Here is a 26754-nt window from a genome sequence, read left to right as displayed (position 1 = left end):
ACCTCCTTTTATGGAAAGCGAAAACTGAAGCAATAATCGAACTTGCTTCAGTTTCCAAACGACAATTTACTATAGTCATCAGATGAAGAGGCACTCAGCAAAATAATTGCTGGCCTTTTTATTCACCTAAATCTTCTTTTACTTCCGTTGCCCAACTTGCTTTTTTAAAGCGATTAATGATTAACGGAATCACAAACATGACAATAGTGATTAATGCAACTAAGACTGCATCAGTCACGGTTGTTGTACCTAATGTGGCGAAAATAACAATGATAACACTAAAAATTAACATTGCTGCCACTAAATAAGCTAAGCCATTACCTTTTTTACCAATTCGGTAAGGACGTAGTGTATCTGGTTGAGATTTACGTAATTTAATTAGGGAAATCGCAATCAATACATACACAATACTATAAATAATTGTTGTTGCATTTGTTAAAGTTAAGAATACAGCGTTGACATCATCCATTACCCCATAAAGTAAAGCGAATAATGAGATAACCACAGATTGTGTTAACACAACGTTACGAGAAACGCCATATTTATTTTCGCGATGGAAACCAAATTTTGGTGGCAATAAGCCATCACGAGCAACTTGAATAATTGTTTTTGATGGTCCAGTAACCCAAGCAGATAATTGTAATAACACACCTAAGAAGACCATGAAACTAAAGATATTACCAATAATTGTTGGTAAACCTAAAACGTCACAATAAAGCAAAATTGGTTGTGTAATGTTAGACAATTCCATTTTGCCATTTGGAACAATATTAGCAACAAACATTGCATTAATAACGTTTAATAAAACTAAACCAATTAATGAAATGAAAACGCCTTTTGTATAATTTTTTGTTGCATCTTTCAAACGAGGAATATAAACAGAAGACATTTCAATCCCAACAAAGATAAACGCAATCCCTGCTAGATATTTAAATGTGTCCATATTTTCTAAGTTTGGTAAAACTTTTGACCAAGAGAAGGCACCTAAATAGCCGCCAGGTGTTAAGCCTACTTTAATCATTGAAAGAAGACCTAAAACAAACATAACTAATACTGGGATGTAAACACCTAGCCAAACACCAATATTTCCGCCAACTTTCGCCATATCAAATTTCAAGTTCAAGATTGTAATAATCCAGTAAATCACTAAGATACAACCTAATACGAACCAATGATTTTCACCTAAATGAACATTACCAAATGTATTACCTAGCAAAGGGCCTAATGTAGAAGCAACCATTACCATTCCTGGGAACATTTGCACCCATAGTAACCAAGCGACAACAAAACCCCATTTGCTACCTAAGGCAGTTTTAACCCAAAGTTGAGGGCCACCTTCTTGAGGAAGCATCGTAGATAATTCACCAGATATCAATGCGATTGGACCAGCAAAGAATAAGACCGCGAAAATTGTGTAAGAAATTAATGTCCAACCAACAGCAGCAAGTGTTGGGATACTACGTACAGTTGCACACAATGCCATTGTTAAACCGATAAAAGTACCTAATTCAATTTTTTTAACTTGTTGTTTATCCAATTTTGTACACTCCTTATAAGATTTTGGATAAGGAGCATGAATGACTGTTATACGCTGAGTAAAACAGTCATTCGACTGCCTCTTACCCAGACAAAGAATTGGTTAAGAGGTTAGCCATCTGATTGATTTATCTCTTAAATAAATCAATCAGACGAACGTTCCCTCATTCGGTTACCATTTCTTTTTTCCGTTTAAGATTCAATTATTTTACGTCGTAAATTTGTTCTAATTTTTCTTGTAAAGCAGCTTGAATCTTAGGAGCGTAAACATCAAATTCTTCTTTATCGTTCATGTATGGAGTCATTACAGCAGCACGTAACACAGTTACTTTACCTGCACGGTTCCATTCTTCGTCACTAAATCCTAAGCTGTTTACAAATTTTAATGGGCTGTTGCCATAATCTGGAATAGCAAAGTCAGTATGTGAAGTAATGAATTCGTTGTTGTAAATATTTCCTTTAACGTATGATGCATAGTCATATACATCATGGTTTAATTTGTTCATTGCTACTAAATCATCGTTGCCTTTTTCTTTAAACACATAGTCAACCATGTTGAAGTCTGGATGAGTTAATGTGTGGACTTCGATTTCTTTGTCGCCAACTTTGAATGTTAAATCATTCAAGAAGTTATAGAAATGATGTGATCCTTCAATTGAAGCACCAATTAATTTACCATAACCTGCAACGTTTAAAGGTAAAACGTGATGTGCAGCCCATACAGAAGCAGCTGTTGCACCAGCTTTTGAACCTTCAAGGATATAAGCACCTAGTAACGCAGGAATATCGGCACCTTTTTCAAATACGTAAGTTGCGAAGTAAGAAATAACGTCGCGCATACGGATATCTTGGATAACGATACCACCAGCTGAATAAGGGATATAACCCATTTTATGAGGGTCAATTGTTACTGATTCTGCTAATTCGATTGCTTTATATGCATCATACACTTCTCTTGAAATGTGTTCTTTTTTCTCTTTGAAGACACCGTATTCTTCGTGAACATCTTGTAAATCTTCGTAAGGGATGAAGTTGTTGTCTTCGTCTAAGAAGATGGCACGTCCATAACCACCATAAGCAGCATCAACGTGTACATAATAGTAAATACCGTCTTTCATTAATTCATCGCGTAAAGCAATAATTTTATCGATTGAGTCAACGGCACCTTCTTCAGTAGAACCAACTACACCGACAACACCTAGCACTGGAATTTGTTCTTCTGCTAAGCCACGAACGATTTTTTCTAATTCGTTGATATCCATACGGTAGTTATGGTCAACTGGTACTGGGATAACTTGATCTAAACCGATACCGATAATATCAGCAGCTTTTAACCAAGAATAGTGTTTAGTTTGTGGGACTAACCATTTACCGATTGCTTGTAAATGTTTACCTGAACGAGCTGAATGAGCTTTGATTTCATCAATTTCATCTTCAGCTGATTCTAATAAGTCCATAATTTCTTTTGTTGGCATGTTCAATAGTTCCCAATCTGATTTGCCAGCCACTAATTCTGGTTTTACTTCTTTCATAGCAAATGGTAATGATTTAATGTTACGGGCATACCATAAGCCTTCTAAGTTAGCTAAAGAACCATCAGCAACGATGTGTCCCCAACCATTTTTGTAGCTCATCAAGTGAGCAAATTCATGTCCTACTTCTTCTTCCATTTGAGAAGTTGCTGGAGAAGATTCATAGGCAACGTTGTTCCCGTTCCATAGCATTGCAAAGTTATAAGCTAATAGAGAAGGCATTAATGTTTCTGAGTTCATATGTCCCCAATATCTACCTGCTGTATGCCATGGAACTGAATGTGTACGCATGCGAGAAGAGATTTCATTCAATACATCTTTCATATGGTTGACAGTTTTTTCGTAGCTTTCAGATGTGCGTTCTTGAGAAGAGATAACTGGCATGTCTTGTGGCATGTAGTTTTGACGCCATCCTAAATGTTCATCTACTAAGTCGATCAACAAGTCTTTATATAATTGTCCGTTTTCGGCTTTGTCCCCAATGAATAGTGCATTAAGGTTCATTTCGCCTTTTGCTAATTTTTCGTTTTTCATACGAAAATTCCTCCTTACAAATTTTAATGAATTAGATTTTGCATTCACAACTTACACCCAAACGGCTAAAGTGTAAAGAAGAAAAATAACAATGGTTATCATAGCTCTTTAATTTTATAATTTTTTCACAAGGTGTCTTGTCAGAACCATTATATAAAAAAATAAGAGTGGGATTGTGTGTACAATCCCACTCTTATTAGGTGTATTAACGGTTTCACCACTACCTGTAAGGAGAAATAGAATTTTAACTTTGATCAAATAATCACACGTCTTCTCTTCGTGAAATTATTATCAATTTCTAATCCATTACTTTTGCTAAAAAGTAATTTTTCTTCCCTTTCCGTACAACAACGAATTTTCCATCGAAATGTTGTGTTGGATCGACTGCAAAATCTAAATCGGTAACTCGGTCACCGTTAATACTTATAGCTCCTCCGCTCACATCTTCGCGAGCTTGACGTTTTGATGGTTCGATTTCTGTGTCAACTAACCAATCTACGATGTTTTTAGCATCTTTGGTAATTTCAACAGTTGGCACATGTTCTAACCCTTGCTCGATTTCCTCAATCGTTAAGTCTTTAATATTGCCTGAGAAAAGAGCTTCTGAAATTTTTTGCGCTTCTTCTAATGCTGCATCATCGTGAACAAATCGTGTCACTTCTTCAGCTAAGCGTCTTTGTGCTTCACGTTTACCTGGTTCTTTTTCAACTTTTTCAGCTAACGCATCGATTTCTTCTTTATCTAAGAAAGTAAAGAATTTCAAGTATTTGATGACATCACGATCATCTTGGTTTAACCAGAATTGGTAGAATTCAAATGGTGAGGTTTTCTTAGGATCTAACCAGATAGCGCCACCCGCTGTTTTCCCAAATTTTGTACCATCTGCTTTTAGCATTAAAGGAATGGTTAACCCGAAAACTTTGGCTTCTGGTCCTTCTTTTTTACGAATCAAATCTAATCCTGCAGTGATATTGCCCCATTGATCAGCGCCACCAATTTGCAATTGAATATTATGTTTTTTATGCAATGTGTAAAAGTCAATTGATTGAAGAATTTGGTATGTGAATTCTGTAAAGGAAATGCCACTTTCTAAACGACTAGCGACAATGTCTTTTGCCAACATCGTGTTGACATTAAAGTTTTTCCCGTAATCTCTTAAAAAATCTAATAAAGATAGTTCTGATAACCAATCGTAGTTGTTCACCATTGTTACCTCAGCATCTTTACCAAATAATTTTTTCATTTGGTTTGAAAGACTGTCCACATTATGTTGCACAGCTTCCATCGTTTGTAAAACACGTTCAGTTGTTCGTCCACTTGGGTCACCAATTGTTCCAGTTCCGCCACCAATTAAAATGTATGGGTGATGACCTGCTAATTGGAATCGTTTCATCATCATAAAAGGAATTAAATGTCCAATATGCATGCTATCTCCAGTTGGATCGACACCGCAATATAGCGAAATGCTCGTATTTTCTGTAAGTTCTCTTAGTCCTTCTTCGTTTGTTTGTTGATTGATTGCATCACGCCATGCTAGCTCGTCAATGATATTCATGTTATCACCCTCCATATTTATAATTATCTCTTTATAGGAAATCGTTCATTTAACGAAATAAACGATTAACACACTTGTTTTTACACGATATCCCGTGTTTATTTCTATGTATACACGGGTTCACGAAATTTTCTTTGGTCTGCCACGTATTCAAAAAAAGAATACAAAAAATCCCTAAGCCGTCGAAACGACTTAGGGACGAATTTCTCGTGGTACCACCCAAATTTATACATAGTTTAGTTTATTTAAAATACTATATACCTCTTAACAAATAACGCTGTTACCCGTGCCCTGTAGGCAGAAGCTCAAGAATGTAATTCGATAAATAACGTGTACTAGTTTCCAGCGCCACTAGCTTTCTGTAACAGTGGTTATTTCTCTACTGCTTTTCTGTCATTGCTTTGTATTTAACTTGTACATGTAGCATATTCCTTTTCGTTTTTTTTGTCAACACTCTTTGCTTAATTTTTTTTACTTTTATAAAAGATGTCCCTTTTTTACAAAAATAAAATAACAAATTCACAATAATATTTATTTGTTTTAACAGCAACTACAGATAAAAAAAATAACGAAAAGATTTAAAAAATATTCTTTAAAATTTTTTTGACTTTTTTTGTGATTTTCTATACTTTTATAAAATTCCCGAAGAAAAATGACGAACTTCGGATCAGAAGTTCGTCATTTTGTGAAAAACAGTTTTAAAGAATTGGTGAAAATAATCGTGAAATTTGTTGTTTAAAAATCAACCATTTTGACATGTCGCGAACAACTTCTGGAGTCATTGTTGTACATTTTTTTCGATCTTCTAAGAAAATTGCTTCTAATTGATCAATGATTTTTTTATCATATAACACAGCATTTGCTTCAAAGTTTAATTTGTAACTTCGGATATCTTGATTGGCTGAACCAACTGTGCAGACTTCATCATCCATAATCATTGTTTTCGCATGTAAGAAACCACCGTTATAAATTAAAATTTCAATATTTTCTTTCATCAATAAGCGGCCGTAATACTGTGTTGCTCGATAAATAAACGGATGGTCGGGCTTATCTGGAATCATAATTTTAACATCTACTCCTGAAGCCGCAGCAACCTTTAAAGCAGCCAAGACACTATCATCAGGAACTAAATACGGCGTTTGAATCCAGACTCTTTTCTTGGCAGAAGTAATCAATTTAATAAAGGCCAATTTAATTTGTTCACGGTCACTGTTAGGACCACTGGCAATCATCTGAATGGATGTATTTGCCTCTGGCACCAATGCTTCAAGTTTAAAGAAATAATCCAATTGATACGCCACACGATTTTTCTCGGGGGAAGAGACGTTCCAATCCATTAAAAAACGCATTTGCAGTAATGAGGCTGCTGGCCCTTGAATCCGTAAATGTGTATCCCGCCAATAGCCAAACTTTTTAGTCGTTCCGGCATATTGATCGGCAACATTAAAGCCGCCAATGTAGCCTACTTTCCCATCAATAACAACAATTTTCCGGTGATCATGATAATTCAAACGAAACTTCAAAAGTGCTTTTTGAGAAGTAATAAATGTTTGGACAAAACCGCCGTTTTTTTTCAATTCATTCAAATGATGAACCTTGGTGCCCTTTGAGCCAAAGGCATCGTAAAGCAACCGCACTTCAACCCCTTCAGCCGCCTTTTCTTCTAATAAGTTCAAAATTTTGGTACCGATATGATCCGTTACAAAGGCATAATATTCAATATGAATAGAGTGCTGAGCTTTTTTTATATCCGCCATCAACGCATTGAATTTTTCCGTACCATCCGTAAAAATTTCAACATCATTTTTCTTAGTCAGAGGCATCCTATTTAACGAGGAAAAAAAGTCTGTAAACTGTTGTTGCTCCTCCGTCGGCATCTTTTGACTATAAAGTTCAAAACTTTCTTCTTGGAAATTCTGAAAATTCTCTAATTCCCGCAAATCACTTTGTTGCAAATAAAATTTCTTTTTGTCGGTTAAACCGCGACCAAAGAATAAATATAAGAAAAAACCAAAAACGGGTAGAGCAATCAGTACGAGTAGCCATGCCCAAATTGCTGCTACATCTCGAGGTTTTAACAAAATGGTAATTCCCGCAATAATTGCATTAATAAAATAAATAACTGTTAAGACGCTAAGAATCAATTGTCTTCCTCCTTTATTTGTTACGTTTTAGTATACCATCAATTACGGATTTGGAATATCTTTTCTTTAGCTGCTTCTGTCTCAAAAAATAAAAAGACCCCCTCATTCTAGTACCAGTAACTAGAATGAGGGGGTCTTTTTGATGTTTGTTTGAAAGTCTTTTAACTTAATTTCGTGTAAATGGACCTTTAGGAGCAATCAATTCTAAATTTGTACCATCTGGATCGGTAAAGTAAGCAACCCCTGTACCAAAACCGCTCTTCAAGCCATCTTCTTCTTGGAATGTAATCGGCTCTCCATCAGGTTCTACGCCAATCGCTCTTAAACGTGCAACAGCTGCATCAATATCTTCCACTTCGAAACACATATGCATTGCACTAATTTGTTCGTTGGAATAAGAAGCTTTTTCTGATTTTGGTTTAACATATTCTAATAAATCAATATTGATGTTTTCTAGATGCACATTGGCATACTTGATTAATGTATCATCTAACCCTTGTGTTTGGGCCATCCGTTTTCCACCAATTTCATCACGATTTGCGATTTTTGTTCCTGTTAATGCTTCATAAAACTTCACTGATTCATCCAAATTACTGACTGTAATCCCCACGTGGTTGACTACTGAAAAACCTTTAACTGCTTCACTCATTGTATCTCCTCCTAGTTAATTTTTAGAAATCAAACGTGTCTGGATCTGGTCCCACACGTAACGATTCATTCAATTGGTTAATTTGTGCCATTTCTTCTGCACTTAGTTCAAAATCAAAGACCGCTGCATTGCTAATCATCCGTTCTTTGTGGACAGATTTCACCGCTAATAAGATATCTTGTTGAATATCCCAACGTAAAATCACTTGGGCTGCTGATTTATTATGGTTCTCAGCAATCGCCAAAATGGTTTCGTTCGATAATAATTGACCTTGCATCAATGGTGACCAAGCTTGGACTTTGATATCATGTTTTTCACAGAAATCACGCACTTCTTTTTGATCCAATTTTGGATGTAGTTCCACTTGGTTAATTACCGGAACAACTTTTGCATAAGAAAGTAAATCTTCTAAATGATGAACTTGGAAGTTGCTGACACCAATTGCTTTCACTTTTCCTTCGGCGTATAAAGTTTCTAAAGCTTGCCATGATTCTTTGTAAGAATTATTTCCTGGCCAATGAATTAAATACAAATCTAAATAATCTAAACCTAAACGTTCCAAACTATCATTGAAAGCTTGAATTGTTTCATCATAGGAAATATGTGCGTTCCAAACTTTCGAAGTAACAAATAAGTCCTCACGGTTCAAACCAGTTGCCGCTAAGCCTGCTTTAATTCCCGCTCCTGTGCCAGATTCATTGCCATAGATTTGCGCTGTATCGATTAAACGATAACCATTGATAATCCCTTCTTCGACCACTTTTGCTGTCTCTTCATCTGGTATTTGGAATACCCCGAGACCCATTCCTGGAATTTTAGTGCCGTTGTTTAATGTTACTGTATCTGCTAGTGATGTAATCATTTGATTCGCTCCTTTAACGTTTTCTGATATCATCATATACCGTGCCGTACATGCTGTATAGTACGTACTTTTTCGTTTCACAGGAACCAAAAAGTGCGCTTTTTGGTAAATTCGTTTTTTTAGCCTGAAAAATTTTTTGACTTTTTTATATAACGTGCTTTTTCTTTCTTTTAAGCAAATCATTCTTTAAACGATTTAATGAGTATATCTCTCCCGACACTCAACATTTTAGATAAAAAAAGAGAACGCGTACTCCGTCTTCGAAACGTCCTAAGACGCCGACAGAATACCGTTCTCGTGGGTTTGGCACCCAATGGGGGCATAGGGATTCGAACCCTAGACCCTCTGATTAAGAGTCAGATGCTCTAACCAACTGAGCTATGCCCCCGTTGTATAAAATGGCTTTTCAGCTACCTCAATATTGTAGCACTCCGCTATTATTTATACAAGAGGGAATTTTTTTCAGTTGTTATTCTTGTGAAGATTGTTCTTTTTTTACAGGACAAGCTGTTTGACAATCTTCACAACTTTCCCCTTTTTTGATTCGTCGATAGGTGATGATTCCTGCTGTTCCAAAAATTAAAATGGATAAAATAATTGTTGCCATCCGTTATTACCCTCTTTCTAAAGAAGTGATTGCTTGGACACTTTCTTTGCCTGGCTTTGGTTTTCTTATAAGGAAATAAAATCCAGCTAAAACAACACCCATCGCTAAAAAAGTCCCCAGAGTTAGTGTGCCTTTTTCGACTAACACATGGCCTAATTGATAAATCACAAAACTGACCATGTAAGCCAAACCGCATTGATAACCAATGGCTCCTAATGTCCATTTGAGGTCTCCCATTTCACGACGAATTGCGCCAATTGCAGCAAAACAAGGTGCACATAATAAGTTAAAAGTTAAGAACGAATAGGCCGCGACTGGCGTAAAGGTGTGTTGCAGTGCGCCCCAGACTTCTACCCCGTTTTCAGAAACATCTTTCACATTGCCAAATAAAATGCCTAAGGTACCAATAATATTTTCTTTCGCTATCAATCCTGTAATTGTGGCAACTGCCCCTTGCCAATTACCCCAGCCTAACGGGATAAATAGCACCGCCAACCCTTTACCCAGAAATGCTAGAATACTTTGACTTTCTGGAACGGGTTGAAACGTCACAGAATAATGGGACATGAACCAAATGAGAATACTGGAAACAAAAATAATCGTTCCTGCTTTTTTTACAAATGAGCGACATCGTTCATAGGCATGTCGAACCACACTTCTAAGCTGCGGCAAATGATAGGCGGGAAGTTCCATAATGAATGGTGCTGGATCTCCCGAAAAATGCTTGGTCTTTTTTAAAGCAATTCCTGATAACACAATGGAAGCAACCCCTAAGAAATAAGCAGAGGGCGAGACCCAACTTTGGTTAGGAAAAAATGCACCTGCAATCAGAGCGATAATTGGCAACTTCGCCGAACATGGCATAAAAGTCGTGACCATAATAGTCATTCGCCGATCGCGTTCGTTTTCAATCGTTCGACTAGCCATCACGCCTGGGACCCCACAACCTGTCGCAATTAACATTGGAATAAACGACTTACCAGATAGGCCGAATTTCCGAAACAAGCGATCCATGACAAAGGCAATCCGTGCCATATAGCCACAATCTTCTAAAAAACCTAAACATAAAAACAGGACGGCCAGTTGTGGTAAAAAGCCTAACACAGCCCCAACCCCTGCAATGATCCCATCTAAAATTAAACTTTGCATCCATGGCGCTACTTGCCATTGCGCCAACCAATTTCCCACAAATTGAGGAACCCATTCCCCGAAAAAGACATCGTTTAACCAGTCTGTCCCCATTGTACCAACCGTTTGAATAGACAAGTAATAGACCAACCACATTACAAACGCAAAGATTGGCAACGCCAACCACCGATTGGTTACCACTCGGTCAATCTTATCACTGTGAGTAAGTGTCATTTCTGTTTTTTTCGTTGCACACAAAGCAATTAATCGAGCAATAAAGGCATAGCGTTCATTAATGATAATGGCTTCACTTTCATCTTGAAAGATTTTTTCGGTAATTTGTATGACTTCTTCAATTTCTTTTTCTTGAAAAGAACTCAATAATAATTGCTCTTTGGTTCGAACATCTCGTTCAAAAAGTTTTAAACTATACCAACGCTGTTGCGTTTCAGGAACAGTATTCCCTAAAATATCAACAATTTCAGCAAGTGCTGCTTCTAAGCGATTATCATAAGAAGGATAAATAACCTCTGTCTCTATGGCATTCGCTCGCTGCTTACTTTGTTTTAAAGCATGATCCAACCCACGATTCTTCAAAGCACTAATCTCAACGACAGGCACGCCTAAGCCATAACTTAACTTTTCACTATTCAATGTTTGGCCGTTTTTTTCCAACAAATCCATCATATTTAACGCACAAACAACCGGTAATCCGGTTTCAATTAATTGTGTTGTTAAATAAAGATTCCGTTCCAAATTGGTCACATCGAGAATATTCAAAATCACTGAAGGTTGGTCCTCCAAAAGATAATCTCGTGCCACAATTTCTTCAGGCGTATAAGGAGAAAGAGAGTAAATCCCTGGCAAATCTTGAATAATGAGTGTCTTATCTTTCTTTGCCACCCCCTCTTTGCGTTCCACAGTCACCCCTGGCCAGTTTCCAACATATTGGTTGGCTCCTGTTAACATATTGAACGTTGTCGTTTTACCGCTATTAGGGTTGCCGGCTAGTGCAATTTGCTGAGTCATTCGCTTTCCTCCTTTTCAACCAAGATTAGTTCCGCTTCACTTTTTCGTAATGTTAGTTCGTAGCCACGTACATTGATTTCAATTGGATCAGCTAAAGGAGCTACTTTGCGAATAAAAATTACTGTTCCTTTTGTTAAGCCCATGTCCATCAACCGACGTTTCACCGCTCCTTGTCCGTGGATCCCTACTGTTGTAGCGCGTTCTCCAACTTTCAAGGTATCTAATGAGACCCAAACTTTCTCATTCGCCGAGCGCTCCTCCACATGAATCGCTTGTAAAATCGTATCTGTCAGCGCAATTCGACTATTATGTAATAAAACAATACCATTTTGATTCTGATAATTGACAAGGACAACTGCTTGGCCTGCAACGACACCTAAATTGTTCAGATGTTTCTTTGTCTGAACATCTGCTTGGACGCTTTCGACTGTATAGACTTTCCCAACTTCTGCCTGCGCTAACGTAATCATTTACTTTCCTCCATGTGAAAAAGTTTCAAACGAAAATGAGAATCGTTCTCAATTAAAAGAATACGCTTGCTTACACGGAAAGTCAATGAATTTCTGGATGTATCTCCTGTTTTCTTCTATTTTCCTTCTATATAGAGACACTTTTTTCAGGTTACCATTTTTGAAAAAAGTCAGCTCTTGTTTTTTATGTTACTAGCTACTATAAAATTCCACTCATTCAATAACAAATCCGCTTATTTTTTCTTCTTGTGCCTAACTCAAATGTCAACACAATATTTAGTGTTTTTTCACTAAATGTTCTCTTTCAAAATTTTAATTTTTTTGTTTGTCAAACACTGACCAATGTGTTTTTTCTCCCAAAAACGAGGATTCACGTGTTTTCATTTTTCTTTCAAAAACACAAAAACTAGTATTATGAGAAAAACGCACCACAATATATAGTGTTAAAGTGTTGACTTTTTTCTACATAGATTTATACTAGTCTATGTAGAAAAAAAGAGGAGGAACTTTCAATGAACGTAAAAATCTTTTCAAAAAATAACTGTATCCAATGTAAAATGGCGAAACGTTTCCTAAGTGAAAATAACATCGCTTTTGAAGAAATCAATATCGACGCACAACCAGATGCTATCGACTGGTTAAAAGAACAAGGGTTCCAAAGCGTACCGGTAATCACATCTGAAGCAACAACCGTTGTTGGCTTCCGTCCAGACCAATTAAAACAATTGGCTAGCTAAGATGAAACTTGTTTATTTTTCAGTCACCGGTCAAACAAGGCGCTTTATTAAAAAATTGGATTTGCCTGCTTATGAACTTGAGCCAGCGAATCCTTTTTTTGAAATAAATGAGCCTTTTATTCTTGTCATTCCTACCTATGATGCAGAAATTACAGAGGTAGTGAATGACTTTCTTGATTATAAAAGTAATCAAGAACTGTTAGTTGGTGTAGCTGGTGGGGGCAACCGTAATTTTGCTGAATTATTTGTCTATACCGCCAAAGATATTGCCCGCGATTACCACGTTCCGCTTCTATACTCCTTTGAGTTTAGCGGAACAGACGAAGACGTGGAGACCTTTAAGAAAGTAGTGGAAGAAATTGAGTCTAAAAGAAATTAAAGATGTCAGCTATTTCAAACTGAATAACGAGATTAACCGTCCTGTTGATGGTCAAATCCCTTTAAATAAAGATAAAGAAGCACTCGCAGCCTTCTTTAAAGAAAATGTAGAACCGAATACACGTAAATTCAGCTCTGCTGAAGAAAAAATCAACTTTTTAATGAAAGAAGATTTTATTGAAACTGAATTCATCGAAAAATATTCAATGGACTTTATTGAAAAATTATATGCTTTCTTAGATGAACAACATTTCCAATTCAAGTCTTTCATGGCGGCTTATAAATTTTATTCTCAATACGCTTTAAAGAACAACGCCGGAACAGAGTATTTAGAAACATATGAAGATCGAGTTGCCTTTAATGCCTTGTATTTTGCGGATGGCGATGAAGAGTTGGCTTTAACATTGGCGGATGAAATGATCCATCAACGGTATCAACCAGCCACACCTTCTTTCTTAAACGCTGGGCGTAAACGTCGAGGTGAATTGGTTTCTTGTTTCTTAGTTCAAGTAACAGATGATATGAACAGCATTGGGCGTTCAATTAATTCTGCCCTTCAATTATCACGAATCGGCGGCGGCGTAGGAATTACTCTTTCCAACTTACGTGAAGCGGGCGCACCAATCAAAGGTTATGATGGCGCAGCAAGTGGTGTTGTCCCTGTTATGAAATTATTTGAAGATAGCTTTAGCTACTCTAACCAACTAGGTCAACGTCAAGGTGCTGGTGTGGTTTATCTAAATGTCTTCCATCCAGATATTGAAATGTTCTTATCTGCTAAAAAAGAAAACGCTGATGAAAAAATCCGTGTAAAAACGTTGTCTCTTGGTGTTATTGTTCCAGATAAATTTTACGAATTAACACGTAACAACGAAGATATGTATTTATTTAGTCCTTATAGTGTGGAACGTGAATATGGTGTGCCTTATTCCTATGTAGATATTACCAAAGAATATGATAACCTAGTGGCCGATCCAAACATACGTAAACGTAAAATTAAAGCCCGTGACTTAGAAAATGAAATTTCTAAATTACAACAAGAATCTGGCTATCCTTATATCATCAATATTGATACAGCTAACAAAAACAATCCGATTGATGGCAAGATTATCATGAGTAACTTATGTTCTGAAATTCTTCAAGTTCAAACGCCTTCTGTTATTAATGGGAAACAAGAATATGAAGTTTTAGGAACAGATATTAGTTGTAACTTAGGTTCAACTAACATTGTTAATTTAATGGAAAGTCCTGACTTTGGAAAATCTGTCCGCGCTATGACGCGTGCGTTAACTTTTGTAACAGATGCTTCTGAAATTGATGTCGTGCCAACTATCCAAAATGGAAATCGTTTAAGCCATACAATCGGACTAGGCGCAATGGGCTTACACACCTTCTTCGCTAAAAATCATATGGAATACGGCTCTGAAGAATCATTAGACTTTACAGACATTTATTTCATGTTATTAAATTACTGGACTTTAATGGAAAGTAACCAAATTGCGAAAGAACGTAACCAAGTCTTCCATAATTTTGAAAAATCAGATTATGCTTCTGGTGCTTACTTCGATAAATATATTGAAGGCAACTTTACACCAAAATTTGATAAAGTGAAAGAAATTTTTAAAGACATTCAGATTCCAACGGCTGAAGATTGGGCTGCGTTACGCGATGCTGTGAAAAAAGATGGTCTTTATCATCAAAATCGTTTAGCCGTAGCGCCAAATGGTTCAATTTCATATATTAATGATACTAGTGCCAGCATTCATCCAATTACTCGCATGATTGAAGAACGTCAAGAGAAGAAAATTGGTAAGATTTACTATCCAGCGCCTTATTTAGCTAATGATACAATCCCTTACTATACTTCTGCTTACGACATGGATATGCGCAAAGTAATTGATGTCTACGCAACAGCGCAACAACACGTTGATCAAGGAATGAGTTTAACCTTGTTTATGCGTTCAGAAATCCCTGAAGGCTTGTATGAATGGAAAGAAACACCAAAACAAACAACCCGTGACTTGAACATTTTACGTCATTATGCGTTCAACAAAGGGATTAAATCAATTTACTATATTCGTACATTTACAGATGATGCTGAAGAAATTGGCAGCAATCAATGTGAGTCTTGCGTGATTTAATGAAAAGCACTTAAATAAGGCGTTCTGCTTGAGCGTCTTATTTTTTAGGAATGTTCTCTTTTTAAACAGGACATTTTCAGATATACTGGACAAAGAAGAACGGCTGCACGCTCCTATTTGGACTCTGTAGAACGTTTTAAGCGAAGAAACGAGACAACTAGTCAAACAGACTGCTGTCCCAGCATACAGGAGGAATAACCATGGCAACGTATTATGAAGCAATTAACTGGAACGCCATTGAAGACGTCATTGATAAATCCACTTGGGAAAAATTAACCGAACAATTTTGGTTAGATACACGGATTCCGTTATCCAATGACTTAGATGATTGGCGGACTCTTTCCGATTTAGAAAAAACTACTGTCGGCTACGTTTTCGGCGGTTTAACTTTATTAGATACTGTTCAATCAGAAAGCGGCATGGATCAACTGAGAAATGATGTGCGGACGCCTCATGAAGAAGCCGTCTTAAATAACATCCAATTCATGGAATCTGTCCATGCCAAAAGTTATTCTTCTATCTTCAGTACATTAAATACAAAAAAAGAGATTGATGATATTTTTGAGTGGACAAATACCAACAAACATCTGCAATATAAAGCAGAACGGATTAACGAAATTTATAAAAACGGTACTCCGTTAGAGAAAAAAATTGCTAGTGTATTTTTAGAAACGTTTTTATTCTATTCTGGGTTTTACACTCCTCTTTACTATTTAGGAAACAATAAACTAGCGAACGTCGCTGAAATTATTAAATTGATTATCCGTGATGAATCAGTGCACGGCACGTATATTGGCTATAAATTCCAATTAGGATTTAATGAATTACCAGAAGATGAGCAAGATAAACTAAAAGACTGGATGTATAATTTACTTTACGAATTGTACGAAAACGAAGAACGTTATACAGAAGAATTATATGATGACTTAGGTTGGACCGAAGAAGTAAAAACCTTTTTACGTTACAACGCCAACAAAGCTTTAATGAACTTAGGTATGGATCCCTTATTTGCGGATACAGCCAATGATGTGAACCCGATTGTAATGAATGGTATTTCGACAGGAACTAGCAACCATGACTTCTTCTCCCAAGTAGGAAATGGCTATTTACTAGGAACAGTTGAAGCCATGAAAGATGATGACTATCTTTACGGTTTAGATAAATAGCAAAAAGCTAGAAACGATTAACGTTTCTAGCTTTTTGTTTTACCAACTTCCTGAGGCACCGCCACCGCCGAATGAGCCGCCACCGAACCAAGAACTAATCCAACCAAACATACTTTTCACCTCCCTAAGTAAAAGATATATATAAATTAGAGTATGAAACCATTTTATTATGTACCCTACTCTAACTTATAAGTAATTTCTTTTCTCATTGCCCCTGATAAACAGGATAACAATTAGCTTATGCAAAATGGATTACTTTTTTCTTTTAAAAGCAACCTGGATAATTTTGGAGAAAATAAAGCTAAAAATTATGATGCAGGCTAAAATAACAAAAGAACCGATAGTATTTTCCAAAACATTCTTAAATACGGGAATTTTTATTAACCCTAGATACCCAATAAGAGATAAAATAATGCCCACCAAATAAAATTGGAGTATTTCTCGGCTAGATTTTTCTTCTCCTTTTTCAAATCTGGTAGAAGCAAAATCTCCCACTTGAAATGGAAGGGGTGAACCATTTTGCGAAGGATCTACTTTTGTATTCATTTTATCAAAAGAAGAATTAGAGATATTCATTTTCTCATTAGCTTTTTCTTGATTATTTTTCATCCTACATCCCTCTCTATTTTCATTATCCCTATAAAACCAAACGCTAAAAGCATCCATTTCATGAGATATTTTTTAATTTCTACACATTAATCAATCGTAATTTTGTTACATTATTTGAAACAGATAGATCTTCGATAACATCGGCATACGTTAGGCCTTTAGGTAAATCAATAGTATAGATATTCGTATAGATTTTTGTATCATCCACCCAAGAAACATTGAAATTCACATCATAAATTTCAATATGTTTTTCTTCAAAATACTGATTAATAAATTCTTTGGTTTCTTGTTTATGTTGATAGCGAATTTCTAATTTTTTGATTGTTGGTACGTGAATAATTCGTTTGACAATGGTTAAGGCAAATAATACACCGATAAAACTTGTTAAGGCAATCGTATAGTAGCCCATGCCCACCGCGATCCCTAAACCAGCAACGGTCCATAGTGACGCTGCTGTCGTCAATCCTGTGACACTTTGTTTCGTTACAATGATGGTTCCAGCACCTAAAAAGCCGATTCCACTTACAACTTGTGCAATCAATCTTGCTTGATCTGAACGAATGACCCCCGTCAAAGCCGGATTAGCTAACGCATCTTTTAATGCATTGATTGCAATTTGCGACTGAATTAACGCAATAATAGCCGCGCCCATACAAACTAAAATGTGAGTGCGCATCCCTGCTGGGCGATTCTTATATTGTCTTTCAAAACCAATTGCGCCACCCATCACCATCGCTAGGACTAACCGTAAAATAATTTCTGGAATTGTTAGCTGTAACATCCTTTTCACCTCTTCTTCTATTACTTCCAGTATAACAAAAAAAGAACTTGAAACATAAGGAAATCCTTATGTTTCAAGTTCTTTTTCATCAACGATTATAATTTACTTGCAGCTGCATCATCAATGATTACAACAACATCTTGATGGTTTTGTAATGCACTTGCTGGCATGTCTGTTGTTACTGGTCCGTCAATCATTCCTTTAATGGCCTCTGCTTTTGCTTCGCCATAAGCCATTAAAATCATTTTTTTACCTTTCATGATTGAGCCAATCCCCATAGAAACAGCACGTGTTGGGACATCTTCTACTTTGTCAAAATAACGTTTGTTTGCGTTGATTGTTGATTCAGTCAACTCAACGACATGTGTTAAGCTATCTAGAGGTGTGCCTGGTTCGTTGAAACCAATGTGTCCATTTTGACCAATACCTAAGATTTGGATATCTACTGGATGTGCATCGATAATTTTTTCATATTCTGCGGAAGCAGCATCTAAATCTTCTGCTTTACCATTTGGTACAAATGTTTCTTTAAATGGTTTTTTGTCGAATAAGTGTTTGTTCATGAAATAACGGTAACTTTGCTCATCTTCGCCACCTAAACCAACATATTCATCTAAGTTTACAGAAGTCATTTCTGTAAAGTCGACATCACTTGCAGTCATTTCTTTATATAATGTTTCTGGTGTACTACCTGTTGCTAAGCCTAAAACTTTCGCACCATTGTTCATACCTTCTTTAATTAATTCAAACGCTTTTTTGCCGCCTTCTTCTGCATTTGCTACACGGATAATTTGCATTTTGACACGCTCCTTACGGTTTATTTTGGTATAGTCCAATTATAACACCTTCTGAAAAAAATTTCTAGAATAAAAGAAAAAAACTTCTATTTCCCATCAGAAATAGAAGTTTTCGAGCTTGTTTAACAGATTAATATTGTGGTGCGTTGGGATCCACATACGTATTTGGATCAGCATAAGCGTTTGGATCTGTGTACGTATTTGGGTCAACGTACGTATTCGGATCATAGGCTCCTTCTGCTGCTTGTTGCGTATTGCCGTTGTATTCTGTTTGACCGGCTGTGGTGTCCGCTGTGCTACTCGAACTAGTAGAGCTATTGGCACTTGAATCACCAGATTCACCAATCAGTGCAGTATCTGTAACAGCATAGCTAAACTGATTATAAAAGGCTAAATCTTTTTCACGTTCAGAAGCATGTTCTTTTAAACCAAGTTGTTTTCTAAGCGTTGTTTGTGTTTTGTATAAGCTATTTGGATCTAGGACTTGATAATAAATATCATCAATGGTTGCACTGTATCCTTGTAATTGTTCTGAGTCAATTGTTTTAAAGGCAGATAAATATTTTGATTGGATGTCCATCATGTCATCCCAAGTTAAGTCTGTTTTTACGTTGGCTTCAACAGCATCAAGAATTTTTCGATATTTTGAAACACCGTCAAAACTCATGACTTTGCGCACAATTTTCTCAACAACTTCTCGTTGGCGGCGTTGACGACCCACATCTCCTTCAGGATCTTCGTGACGCATCCGCGCATAAGCCAAACCTGTCGTGCCATCTAACTTGATTTTACCTGCTGGAACAGTAATACCGTCCAACGTAAATTCACCAATCGTATTATCTACTTCAATACCGCCTACCGCATCAATCAGGTCTTTTAACCCTTTCATATTGATGGATACATAGTGATGGATGGGAATATCCAGTAATTCTTGGACTGTATTAATCGCCATTTCGGCGCCACCAAATGCATAGGCATGGTTCAATTTGTCTTGTGTGTCATTTCCAACAATATCTGTTAGAATATCTCTATCCAAACTGATCATTGTGGACTTGTTTTCTTTCGGGTTGATGGTTACAACCATTGTAGTATCTGAACGACCTTGTTCTGTTCGGCCTAAATCGCCTGTGTCAATCCCCATTAAAAGAACAGAGAATGGTTCTTGCGCATCAATATTGGCCGTGGCTCCTTTATTGGACTTACGGTTAACTGATTGATAGATCCCATTAATTGTTGAATTGGCATCTGAATACATCTTAATCCCGTAAGCACATACCCCAGCTACTACCACTAGCAAGACGCTCAAGAAGCCCAGTACTACTTTTTTCCATAGTTTCATAAGACACTTCCTCGTTTATCTAAGAATAATTCTTAATTCATGCCCTTTATTTTCTCATAGTTTGCTTATTCAAGCAATATTTTTTATTTTTTGGAACAAGAACTTAACACAATTGTAAAATAAAAGAGCGCTTTATCAAGGAACAATTGTTATTTTTGAGAAAGTGTTTGCAGAAATTCTTGATAATGTTTTTGTTCATTCGTTTCAGTGATAGTTATTTTCTCAAATGCACCATTTAGTAAATCAGTCAGTGATCCTTCAATCAAATGCGTAATCGTGGCATTCCCAATTAATTCCATCCAATAACTGCCATCTGACGTTTCGTGGACGACTGTTTTCACCATACCCCCAGCATTTTTGACGGTTATTTCTTCATAAAAAACACCATCTTTCAATAACGTATAAAGTAAACTACTTGCGCACATAGCTGTCCCACAAGCACTTGTAAAACCTACACCACGTTCATACGTTCGAACAAATAGTTGATTTTTGCCAAGAATTTCAACAAAACTCACATTTATCCCTTCTGGAAAATATGGATTTTCATTATTTACATAGGTAGCGATTCGTTCAAATTCTGGCCCATTTAAGGTTTCATGATCCACAAATGCTACAAGGTGCGGATTAGGCACTGCTACCGCTGTAAAGCGAATGGTGTTAGATAAGACTGGTACGATTTCATCAATTAATGTTTGGACCCCTAAATGCATTGGGATAGTGACTGCTTCAAAACTTACTGGCGAAATTTCCACTTGGTAAGTCGCTACTTCTTCAGCTAAATTGGGGGCTTGACGTACTTTCAAATCTGCAAACATTGTTTCAACTGTAAATGATTTTTCTTGGTTTTTTTCAGCTAAATAACGGGCAACCGTACGCAAGCCGTTCCCGCACATGCTTGCTTCACTACCATCGCTGTTAATCACTCGCATTCTAGCATTGGACGTGCCGTGAGTCCCTTCTCCTACCAAAAGTAACCCATCTGCTCCCGCCAATAATCCTGTTTCCCGCGAACATAACTGGATGCGCAATTGCTCAATTTCCTCAGCGGTTAAAGAACGCTCAAACTGTGTTTCATCCAATAAAAAGAAATCATTTTCTGACCCGTGTACTTTTTGCATCATAACATTCATTTTTTTAGCTCCTTCTTTATGTATCCGTTATCTTTCCCTACTTACTTTAGTATGCCATAAACGAACAACTATTTCGACCCTGGATTTGTAAAAGGAAAGAGTCAAATGACAGCCGTCATTTGACTCTTTCCTTCACAATTGGCAAACTTATTTTGCTGCAGCAAAAAGTTCGTTTACTTTATCCCAGTTAACAACGTTCCAGAATGCTTCAATGTAATCTGGACGAACGTTTTTATATTTTAAGTAATACGCATGTTCCCAAACGTCAAGACCTAAAACAGGTGTTTGGCCATCCATTAATGGTGAATCTTGGTTTGGTGTTGAAGTGATTTCTAATTTACCGTTATTCACAACTAACCAAGCCCAACCTGAACCAAAGCGGCCAGTTGCAGCTGTTTTGAAAGCAGCTTTCATTTCATCAAAGCTACCAAATGTTTCATCGATTGCTTCTTTAATAGCGCCAGTTGGTTGTCCACCAGCATTTGGTGCCATAATTTCCCAGAAGAATGTATGGTTTGCGTGACCGCCACCATTGTTACGAACGGCTGTACGGATATCTTCAGGAATAGCATTCATATCTGAAATTAAGTCTTCTACAGATTTTTCGCCTAATTCTGGATGTTTTTCAATCGCTGCGTTTAAGTTAGTCACATAAGTGTTGTGGTGTTTATCATGGTGTAAGTGCATTGTTTCCACGTCAATGTAAGGTTCTAATGCATCATAAGCATATGGTAATTCTGGTAATGTGTAAGTCATTTTTTAAATCCCCCTATTTTTTAGTATGTAACATACGTCTTTCATACAACTATTATGATAACAGAGTGAACCGCTTTCTACAAAATAGTTTGCTTGCCAAAAGAAAAGTTTTACAAAAGAGGGAGATTACCTTGTGTTTCCCTCATAAATTCGCTAGAATGACCTGTAGAAGAATGATGTGAGGAGTAAATAAATGAATACATTGCAATTATTTAAGCAGGCCTTTTTTTCAGTTTCAGAATTACGGCATGCGAAAAAAATGGCGTTTTGGAAAGTAATTCTCTATGCTGTTTTTTTAAGTGCTATTTTAGCACTACCTATTACCAAACAAGTCTTTTCTGTGCTACAAGAGGTGCAACAAGATGGCCAAAAAATTGCAGAAAAGTTGCCTGACTTTTCTATTGAAAATGGCACGTTGCAAACAAAGGCCAAAGAATCTGGCTTTATTTATCAAACCGACTCGATTATTTTTACGTTTGATCCAGATGGAAAACGTACAGCCGCTGATGTCCAAAAGGATTTAATTGGTAATGCGTTTGGTTTAGCTTTTTTACAAGATGAATTTGTAGTCGCCTTACCAAATTCAGGCGCAACTGAATCAATTCTAGGCACCGACCAATTTATCTTCCCCTATAGTAAAGGAACCTTAGATGGCGTTAACGCTCAGAGTATCAAGACTGCGCTAAGTGAAGCAGCGATCCCCTGGTGGACAAAACTTATTGTCTTTTTAGTGGCTATCTACCCTGTTCTAATCGGTTTAGTTTTAGACTTACTGATTGCCGCTATCGGTGCATCTCTCTATTCAAAATTACGTTTTTATTCTTTACGTTTGATTGATTGTTTAAAAATTATTACGTATTGTGCTACCGTGCCAGTCATCTTAAGTGCTATTTTAAATTTCGTAAATCCGATGTTTAACGATGGCATCCTAGTTATTTTACTGAGTCTATTCTTTTTCTTTGTCACAACCAAAAACGAACCACGGAATATCTCTGGTTCTTAAAAAAAGAGCCTGGGACAAAAATCACTTTGGATTTTTGTTCCAGGCTCAAAACCTGATAAACGGCGGGAACAGAACCAACTCCTTCGGAAATAAGCCGAAATTCTCCAAAAATTAAAAAGCAATTTTCGGAAATTCCTTCTTATTTCTCGGAGCTAAACGGTTCCGTCCCGACCTCTTTCTATTCTTCAAATTCTTCTTCATCTGTTAATTCAGGTAAGTCAATCGTGGTCACCGCAGATTGGCCAATTTGCGTTAAATATGCAGCTAATTCATCCACATTTTCCACAGGTGAGACGGCTGCTTCAATTGCCATTGCTAAATTAAGTCCAGCGACTACTCGCAATTGCGGATAAGTGCCCATGGCCATCATAGCCACATTACAAGGTGTTCCTCCTTTTAAATCAGCTAATACAAGCGTCGGGACATTGCCAGCTTCTTTTAAGATTGCTGCCAGTTTTGCTTGCGTGCCGCTCAAGCCATCTTCTGCGGTCATTGACACAATCGCAGCATCTGCTAATTTCCCGACAATCATTTGAGTAGAAGCTAAGGTTTCTTCTGCCATCCGTCCATGGCTCATTAAAATTAATTTTGGTTTCATCATATCCTCCTAAAAATACTGCTGATAAATTTTTGTTCGTGCTTTCAGAAAGCCACGTTCTTCACGAGTGGGATGAATCCGATTCGTCAGCAAAATCAGGGCTTCTTTGGTCTCTTTTTTCATACCAATCGCCGTTCCAGTAAAGCCAGTATGATACAAATAGTCTGCCCCTGCTTGCGTCTTTTTCACTTCCCAACCAAATGTACGTCCCCCTTGATTCATAGACCAGAGAGCAGTGAACATTTTTTCAGAAAATAATGGTTTGCCAGACGGGTAGCGATCGTTCATAAAACACTGAACAAAAGTGAGTAAATCTGGTAAAGTTGCAAATAACCCTGCACTGCCAATTGGCGCTTTCAGTTGATAGGCTTTCGAATCGTGGACCACCCCCTGAATAACGCCGCGTTGTTTTGTAATCTCTGTGGGCACTGCCTGGGCAAAATCGCTGACCGTAAAACTTGTATGCTGTAGGTTCATTGGTTGAAATAAGTATGTTTGAAAGCTCTCTTCTAATGAGCAGCGATCCAATACTTGAATAATTTCTCCCAATAAGTAATACCCTAAATCAGAATAAGTGGTTTTCCCTCGTTCAGATAACGAATGCGTTAAAATGATTTCTTGCAAGCTTTTTTTTGTGACATTTTTCTTATCGACAACATCAGCTGGCAGTCCGCTCTGATGCAGTAGAAGCTCCCCAATCGAACAAGATAGTCCTTGATAATCAGGTAGGATTTCCCCCACAGTGGTTGAAAAAGTAAGCTGATTTGTATCGATTAATTGTAACATTCGATTTGTTGTCCCAATAACTTTCGTTAAGGACGCTAAATCATACAGGCTAGCTGATGAAATCTTTTGTCTTGCAAATGGACCAGTATTACCTAAAAAGCCCGTATACTGTTCTGATAAGCTATCTTCTGTGATCGTCCCCCAAGCGACACCCGGAACGACTTGCTGATTAATCAGTCTCTGAATTGTTTCTTGAATTGCGATTTGATTCATTGTTCACCACTTCTATGCTAAAACTTCTGAAATCCGTCCGTCATGTTCTGCTAATAGTTGTTTGGCTTTTTGAAAATCAACGTGGGCTTTCGCCATTACAATGGCTGGTGCCACTTCTAGCTGTGCTGCCTCCAAGTATTCTTTGGCTTGCGATTCCTCGATTTCTGCTGCTTCTTTAATGATATTCGTGGCACGTTGAATTAATTTTTCGTTCGTTGGTTGTACATTGACCATCAAATTTTGATAGATATTCCCTACTTTAACCATAATTCCTGTTGAAAACATATTTAACACCATTTTCTGTGCTGAACCCGCTTTCATTCTAGTTGACCCTGTAATGACTTCCGGTCCTACAATTGGCGCAATCCCAATTTCCGCCAATTGATTCATCGGACTTTGATTATTACAGGTAACTGAAATGGTTAGAGCGCCCACTTTTTTTCCGTATTCAATTGCGGAAACAGCATATGGTGTCCGACCACTAGCAGCAATCGCAATTACGACATCTCGGGCGGTCAATTGATGTTGCGTTAAATCTTCGATAGCTAATTCTTTCGAGTCTTCAGCGCCTTCAATTGCTTGATACATTGCTTTTTCACCACCAGCTAAAATACCAAATGCGCGTTCTGGCGACACACTATATGTGGGCGTTAATTCAATCGCATCCAAAGCACCTAAACGTCCAGACGTTCCTGCACCACAATAGATTAAACGGCCCCCTTTTTTAAATCGTTCTGCCGCTGCATCAATTGCTGCAGCGATCTGCGGAAGCACCTTTTCAATTGCTTGTGCTACCTTTTGGTCTTCTTGATTTATTAAAGTTACCATTTCTAATGTTGACACTTGGTCAATCTTTTTAGTCGCTTCATTTCTGGCTTCTGTCGTTAATCCTTCTAAGTTCATTTGCTTGCACACCCCTACTTCTCTTTTAGACGGCTGACAAGTTGACTCGTTTCAATCATATTGCGTTCAATTTCTGTGTCTAAATCATCTTGAATTGAACCTAAATACAGAACATCGCCAATTGCCATTGACGAAGCAATCGATGAAATAGCCCCAACTCGAATGAGGTGCTCATTATTGGGGACTAAAAGAACTTCATCGCTCAATGATCGCACGTTTTCTCCATCGTTACTGGTAATAAAAATAACCGTTGCACCTCTATTTTTGGCAATTTCACAGGCGATTAAGGCTTCTTTTGTCAAACCACTATAGGAGACCGTGATCAAAATGTCTTGTGCCGTTGCATAATTTAAAAACTCCAACATCATGTGACTATCATAATTAAAAATCGCTTGGCGACCAGCGCGGTTAAACTTGTGATAAAGATTATAAGTCGTTAAAGAAGAGGCACCAATTCCAACCAAATGAATTTTTTCCGCTTTTTTAACATGCGCGATTGCTCGTTCCAAGGCTTGTTTATCCACTGTATAAAATAAATCCTCAATCGTAGCATTTAATAAAGATTCCACTTTCATACAAATAGTATCCACCGAATCATCCGCCGCTACAATTGGATCAATATCTTTTTTACCGTTACTGGCAGCTTGTACCGCTGCAATGGATAGTTTTAACTCTTCCCAGCTGTCAAACCCTAATTGTTTAGAAAAACGGGTAACTGACGCTGGAGAAGTTTCGCTATTGCTAGCAATTTCGTTTGCTGTTAATGAGAGAAGACGGGTCGGATCCTTCAGTATATAGTCTGCGATTCTCTTATTTACTTTGGAAAAGTCCTTATATTTTTGTCTGATTGAACGGATTGGCTCCATCTTCTCATCTCCATTTCTATTTTATGAAAGTTAAAATTGCTTCGTTTGGTTCAGAAGGGATCATCTGTGCGGTAATAGTCACCCCATTATCTGTTAAACGACGAACGGTTTGAATATCTTCATCGGTTAATGCAACAGATTTTTTAATTGCTCGACTGCCTTCTTTTTGAGAAATATTGCCGACATTGAAGCTCTGTAATGGGACACCGCCATCAATTAAAGCCGCCATGTCTGCAATGTCTTTCGTAATTAAAAAGACTTTTTCTTCATCATAATTGCCTGCTAAAATTTTTTCAATCGCTTTACGTTTTGATAAAATGGATAATTTAACTCCTGCAGGCTTAGCCATTTTTAAGGCACCAATTTGTAATTGATCTTTGACAGCGGCATCATTTACTACCATGATTCTTTGTGCGCCAACCGTATTCGTCCAAACGGTTGCAACTTGTCCGTGAATTAAACGCTCATCTACTCTTGCATGTACAATTGTCATAATAAATCTCTC

The 26754-nt window shown here is 37.3% G+C and carries 25 protein-coding genes, 1 tRNA gene and 1 other annotated feature; of the genes, 5 read left to right on the top strand and 21 right to left on the bottom strand.

The genetic code is table 11. From position 1 onward, the window contains the following. Window positions 1–118 precede the first annotated feature (118 nt). The 10 genes from tyrP to IGJ46_RS01875 form a co-directional block, all read right to left on the bottom strand. Window positions 119–1537 carry a tyrosine-tyramine antiporter gene (tyrP, locus tag IGJ46_RS01920; RefSeq protein WP_002355453.1) on the bottom strand — a complete coding sequence of 473 codons (1419 nt, stop codon included), beginning with the start codon at window positions 1535–1537 and terminating at the stop codon, window positions 119–121. A 202-nt stretch (window positions 1538–1739) separates the two neighbouring features. Beyond that, window positions 1740–3602 carry a tyrosine decarboxylase gene (gene tdc / locus IGJ46_RS01915; protein ID WP_002355450.1) on the bottom strand — a complete coding sequence of 621 codons (1863 nt, stop codon included), beginning with the start codon at window positions 3600–3602 and terminating at the stop codon, window positions 1740–1742. A 298-nt stretch (window positions 3603–3900) separates the two neighbouring features. Continuing rightward, the gene (tyrS, locus tag IGJ46_RS01910; RefSeq protein WP_002355444.1) at window positions 3901–5157 is read right to left on the bottom strand and encodes a tyrosine--tRNA ligase; all 1257 of its coding nucleotides are present in this window, start codon (window positions 5155–5157) and stop codon (window positions 3901–3903) included. 191 nt (window positions 5158–5348) lie between these two features. Beyond that, window positions 5349–5563 (bottom strand) — a binding site (T-box leader). 292 nt (window positions 5564–5855) lie between these two features. Further along, window positions 5856–7301, bottom strand: a complete 1446-nt coding sequence (gene cls, locus IGJ46_RS01905) for a cardiolipin synthase (protein WP_002361214.1) — start codon at window positions 7299–7301, stop codon at window positions 5856–5858. 166 nt (window positions 7302–7467) lie between these two features. Then, window positions 7468–7950 carry a VOC family protein gene (locus IGJ46_RS01900; protein ID WP_002355441.1) on the bottom strand — a complete coding sequence of 161 codons (483 nt, stop codon included), beginning with the start codon at window positions 7948–7950 and terminating at the stop codon, window positions 7468–7470. 22 nt (window positions 7951–7972) lie between these two features. After that, on the bottom strand, window positions 7973–8848 hold the full coding sequence (locus IGJ46_RS01895) for an aldo/keto reductase (RefSeq protein WP_002384874.1): 876 nt from the start codon (window positions 8846–8848) through the stop codon (window positions 7973–7975). 278 nt (window positions 8849–9126) lie between these two features. Further along, window positions 9127–9200, bottom strand: a tRNA-Lys gene (locus IGJ46_RS01890). An 81-nt stretch (window positions 9201–9281) separates the two neighbouring features. Further along, a complete protein-coding gene (locus IGJ46_RS01885; protein ID WP_002355364.1) occupies window positions 9282–9419 on the bottom strand; it encodes a hypothetical protein in 138 nt (45 codons plus the stop codon). A gap of 6 nt (window positions 9420–9425) precedes the next feature. Next, complete coding sequence (gene feoB, locus IGJ46_RS01880) at window positions 9426–11576, bottom strand: ferrous iron transport protein B (RefSeq protein ID WP_010820644.1); 2151 nt, start codon at window positions 11574–11576, stop codon at window positions 9426–9428. Then, the gene (locus IGJ46_RS01875; protein WP_010818263.1) at window positions 11573–12046 is read right to left on the bottom strand and encodes a ferrous iron transport protein A; all 474 of its coding nucleotides are present in this window, start codon (window positions 12044–12046) and stop codon (window positions 11573–11575) included. Before IGJ46_RS01875 ends, feoB begins: the two co-directional genes overlap by 4 nt. 512 nt (window positions 12047–12558) lie before the next feature. On the opposite strand from IGJ46_RS01875, the gene IGJ46_RS01870 reads away from it, so the two are divergent. The 4 genes from IGJ46_RS01870 to nrdF all read left to right on the top strand — a co-directional run bounded on the left by IGJ46_RS01870 (window position 12559) and on the right by nrdF (window position 16468). Further along, window positions 12559–12783, top strand: coding sequence for a redoxin NrdH (locus IGJ46_RS01870; protein ID WP_002355360.1), 225 nt, complete (start codon window positions 12559–12561; stop codon window positions 12781–12783). Window position 12784: 1 nt separating this feature from the next. Further along, window positions 12785–13162: a class Ib ribonucleoside-diphosphate reductase assembly flavoprotein NrdI gene (gene nrdI, locus IGJ46_RS01865; protein WP_002355359.1), complete on the top strand. Its 378-nt coding sequence runs from the start codon at window positions 12785–12787 to the stop codon at window positions 13160–13162. Then, the gene (gene nrdE / locus IGJ46_RS01860; RefSeq protein WP_218391408.1) at window positions 13143–15302 is read left to right on the top strand and encodes a class 1b ribonucleoside-diphosphate reductase subunit alpha; all 2160 of its coding nucleotides are present in this window, start codon (window positions 13143–13145) and stop codon (window positions 15300–15302) included. The genes nrdI and nrdE overlap by 20 nt, the downstream gene beginning before the upstream one ends. 200 nt (window positions 15303–15502) lie before the next feature. Further along, complete coding sequence (gene nrdF / locus IGJ46_RS01855; protein WP_002355357.1) at window positions 15503–16468, top strand: class 1b ribonucleoside-diphosphate reductase subunit beta; 966 nt, start codon at window positions 15503–15505, stop codon at window positions 16466–16468. Between the two features lie 252 nt (window positions 16469–16720). Here nrdF and IGJ46_RS01850 read toward each other — a convergent pair whose 3' ends face one another. The 6 genes from IGJ46_RS01850 to IGJ46_RS01825 all read right to left on the bottom strand — a co-directional run bounded on the left by IGJ46_RS01850 (window position 16721) and on the right by IGJ46_RS01825 (window position 21880). After that, complete coding sequence (locus IGJ46_RS01850) at window positions 16721–17077, bottom strand: hypothetical protein (protein ID WP_002375865.1); 357 nt, start codon at window positions 17075–17077, stop codon at window positions 16721–16723. Window positions 17078–17156: 79 nt separating this feature from the next. Continuing rightward, window positions 17157–17858, bottom strand: coding sequence for an MgtC/SapB family protein (locus IGJ46_RS01845; protein ID WP_002355354.1), 702 nt, complete (start codon window positions 17856–17858; stop codon window positions 17157–17159). 95 nt (window positions 17859–17953) lie between these two features. Further along, entirely contained in the window at window positions 17954–18655 is a 702-nt protein-coding gene (gene nagB, locus IGJ46_RS01840) for a glucosamine-6-phosphate deaminase (RefSeq protein ID WP_002355352.1), read from the bottom strand. 130 nt (window positions 18656–18785) lie between these two features. Then, entirely contained in the window at window positions 18786–19994 is a 1209-nt protein-coding gene (locus IGJ46_RS01835) for an LCP family protein (protein ID WP_002383706.1), read from the bottom strand. 149 nt (window positions 19995–20143) lie between these two features. Next, window positions 20144–21124: a diaminopimelate epimerase gene (gene dapF / locus IGJ46_RS01830; protein ID WP_218391406.1), complete on the bottom strand. Its 981-nt coding sequence runs from the start codon at window positions 21122–21124 to the stop codon at window positions 20144–20146. A gap of 147 nt (window positions 21125–21271) precedes the next feature. Continuing rightward, window positions 21272–21880 carry a superoxide dismutase gene (locus tag IGJ46_RS01825; protein ID WP_002361201.1) on the bottom strand — a complete coding sequence of 203 codons (609 nt, stop codon included), beginning with the start codon at window positions 21878–21880 and terminating at the stop codon, window positions 21272–21274. Between the two features lie 193 nt (window positions 21881–22073). Between IGJ46_RS01825 and IGJ46_RS01820 the strand changes: the two genes are divergently transcribed. Continuing rightward, window positions 22074–22883 carry a DUF1189 domain-containing protein gene (locus IGJ46_RS01820; protein ID WP_375343096.1) on the top strand — a complete coding sequence of 270 codons (810 nt, stop codon included), beginning with the start codon at window positions 22074–22076 and terminating at the stop codon, window positions 22881–22883. A 178-nt stretch (window positions 22884–23061) separates the two neighbouring features. Here IGJ46_RS01820 and IGJ46_RS01815 read toward each other — a convergent pair whose 3' ends face one another. From IGJ46_RS01815 to IGJ46_RS01795, 5 genes are read right to left on the bottom strand one after another with little or no spacing between them, the layout of a single operon-like run. After that, window positions 23062–23481, bottom strand: a complete 420-nt coding sequence (locus IGJ46_RS01815) for a PTS sugar transporter subunit IIA (protein WP_218391401.1) — start codon at window positions 23479–23481, stop codon at window positions 23062–23064. Window positions 23482–23490: 9 nt separating this feature from the next. After that, window positions 23491–24480 carry a serine hydrolase domain-containing protein gene (locus IGJ46_RS01810; protein ID WP_218391400.1) on the bottom strand — a complete coding sequence of 330 codons (990 nt, stop codon included), beginning with the start codon at window positions 24478–24480 and terminating at the stop codon, window positions 23491–23493. Window positions 24481–24492: 12 nt separating this feature from the next. Then, window positions 24493–25383, bottom strand: a complete 891-nt coding sequence (gene murQ, locus IGJ46_RS01805) for an N-acetylmuramic acid 6-phosphate etherase (protein WP_002355340.1) — start codon at window positions 25381–25383, stop codon at window positions 24493–24495. A 14-nt stretch (window positions 25384–25397) separates the two neighbouring features. Continuing rightward, window positions 25398–26249 carry a MurR/RpiR family transcriptional regulator gene (locus IGJ46_RS01800; RefSeq protein WP_002355339.1) on the bottom strand — a complete coding sequence of 284 codons (852 nt, stop codon included), beginning with the start codon at window positions 26247–26249 and terminating at the stop codon, window positions 25398–25400. Between the two features lie 16 nt (window positions 26250–26265). Further along, window positions 26266–26742 (bottom strand): PTS system mannose/fructose/N-acetylgalactosamine-transporter subunit IIB, encoded by a 477-nt coding sequence (locus IGJ46_RS01795; protein WP_002355337.1) that lies wholly within the window; start codon window positions 26740–26742, stop codon window positions 26266–26268. Window positions 26743–26754: the final 12 nt, after the last annotated feature.

It is taken from the genome of Enterococcus sp. AZ120, from assembly GCF_050546165.1.
GTDB lineage: Bacteria > Bacillota > Bacilli > Lactobacillales > Enterococcaceae > Enterococcus > Enterococcus faecalis.
The sequence above is the reverse complement of the archived record's forward strand: the minus strand, read 5'-3'. Positions and strand labels throughout refer to the sequence as shown.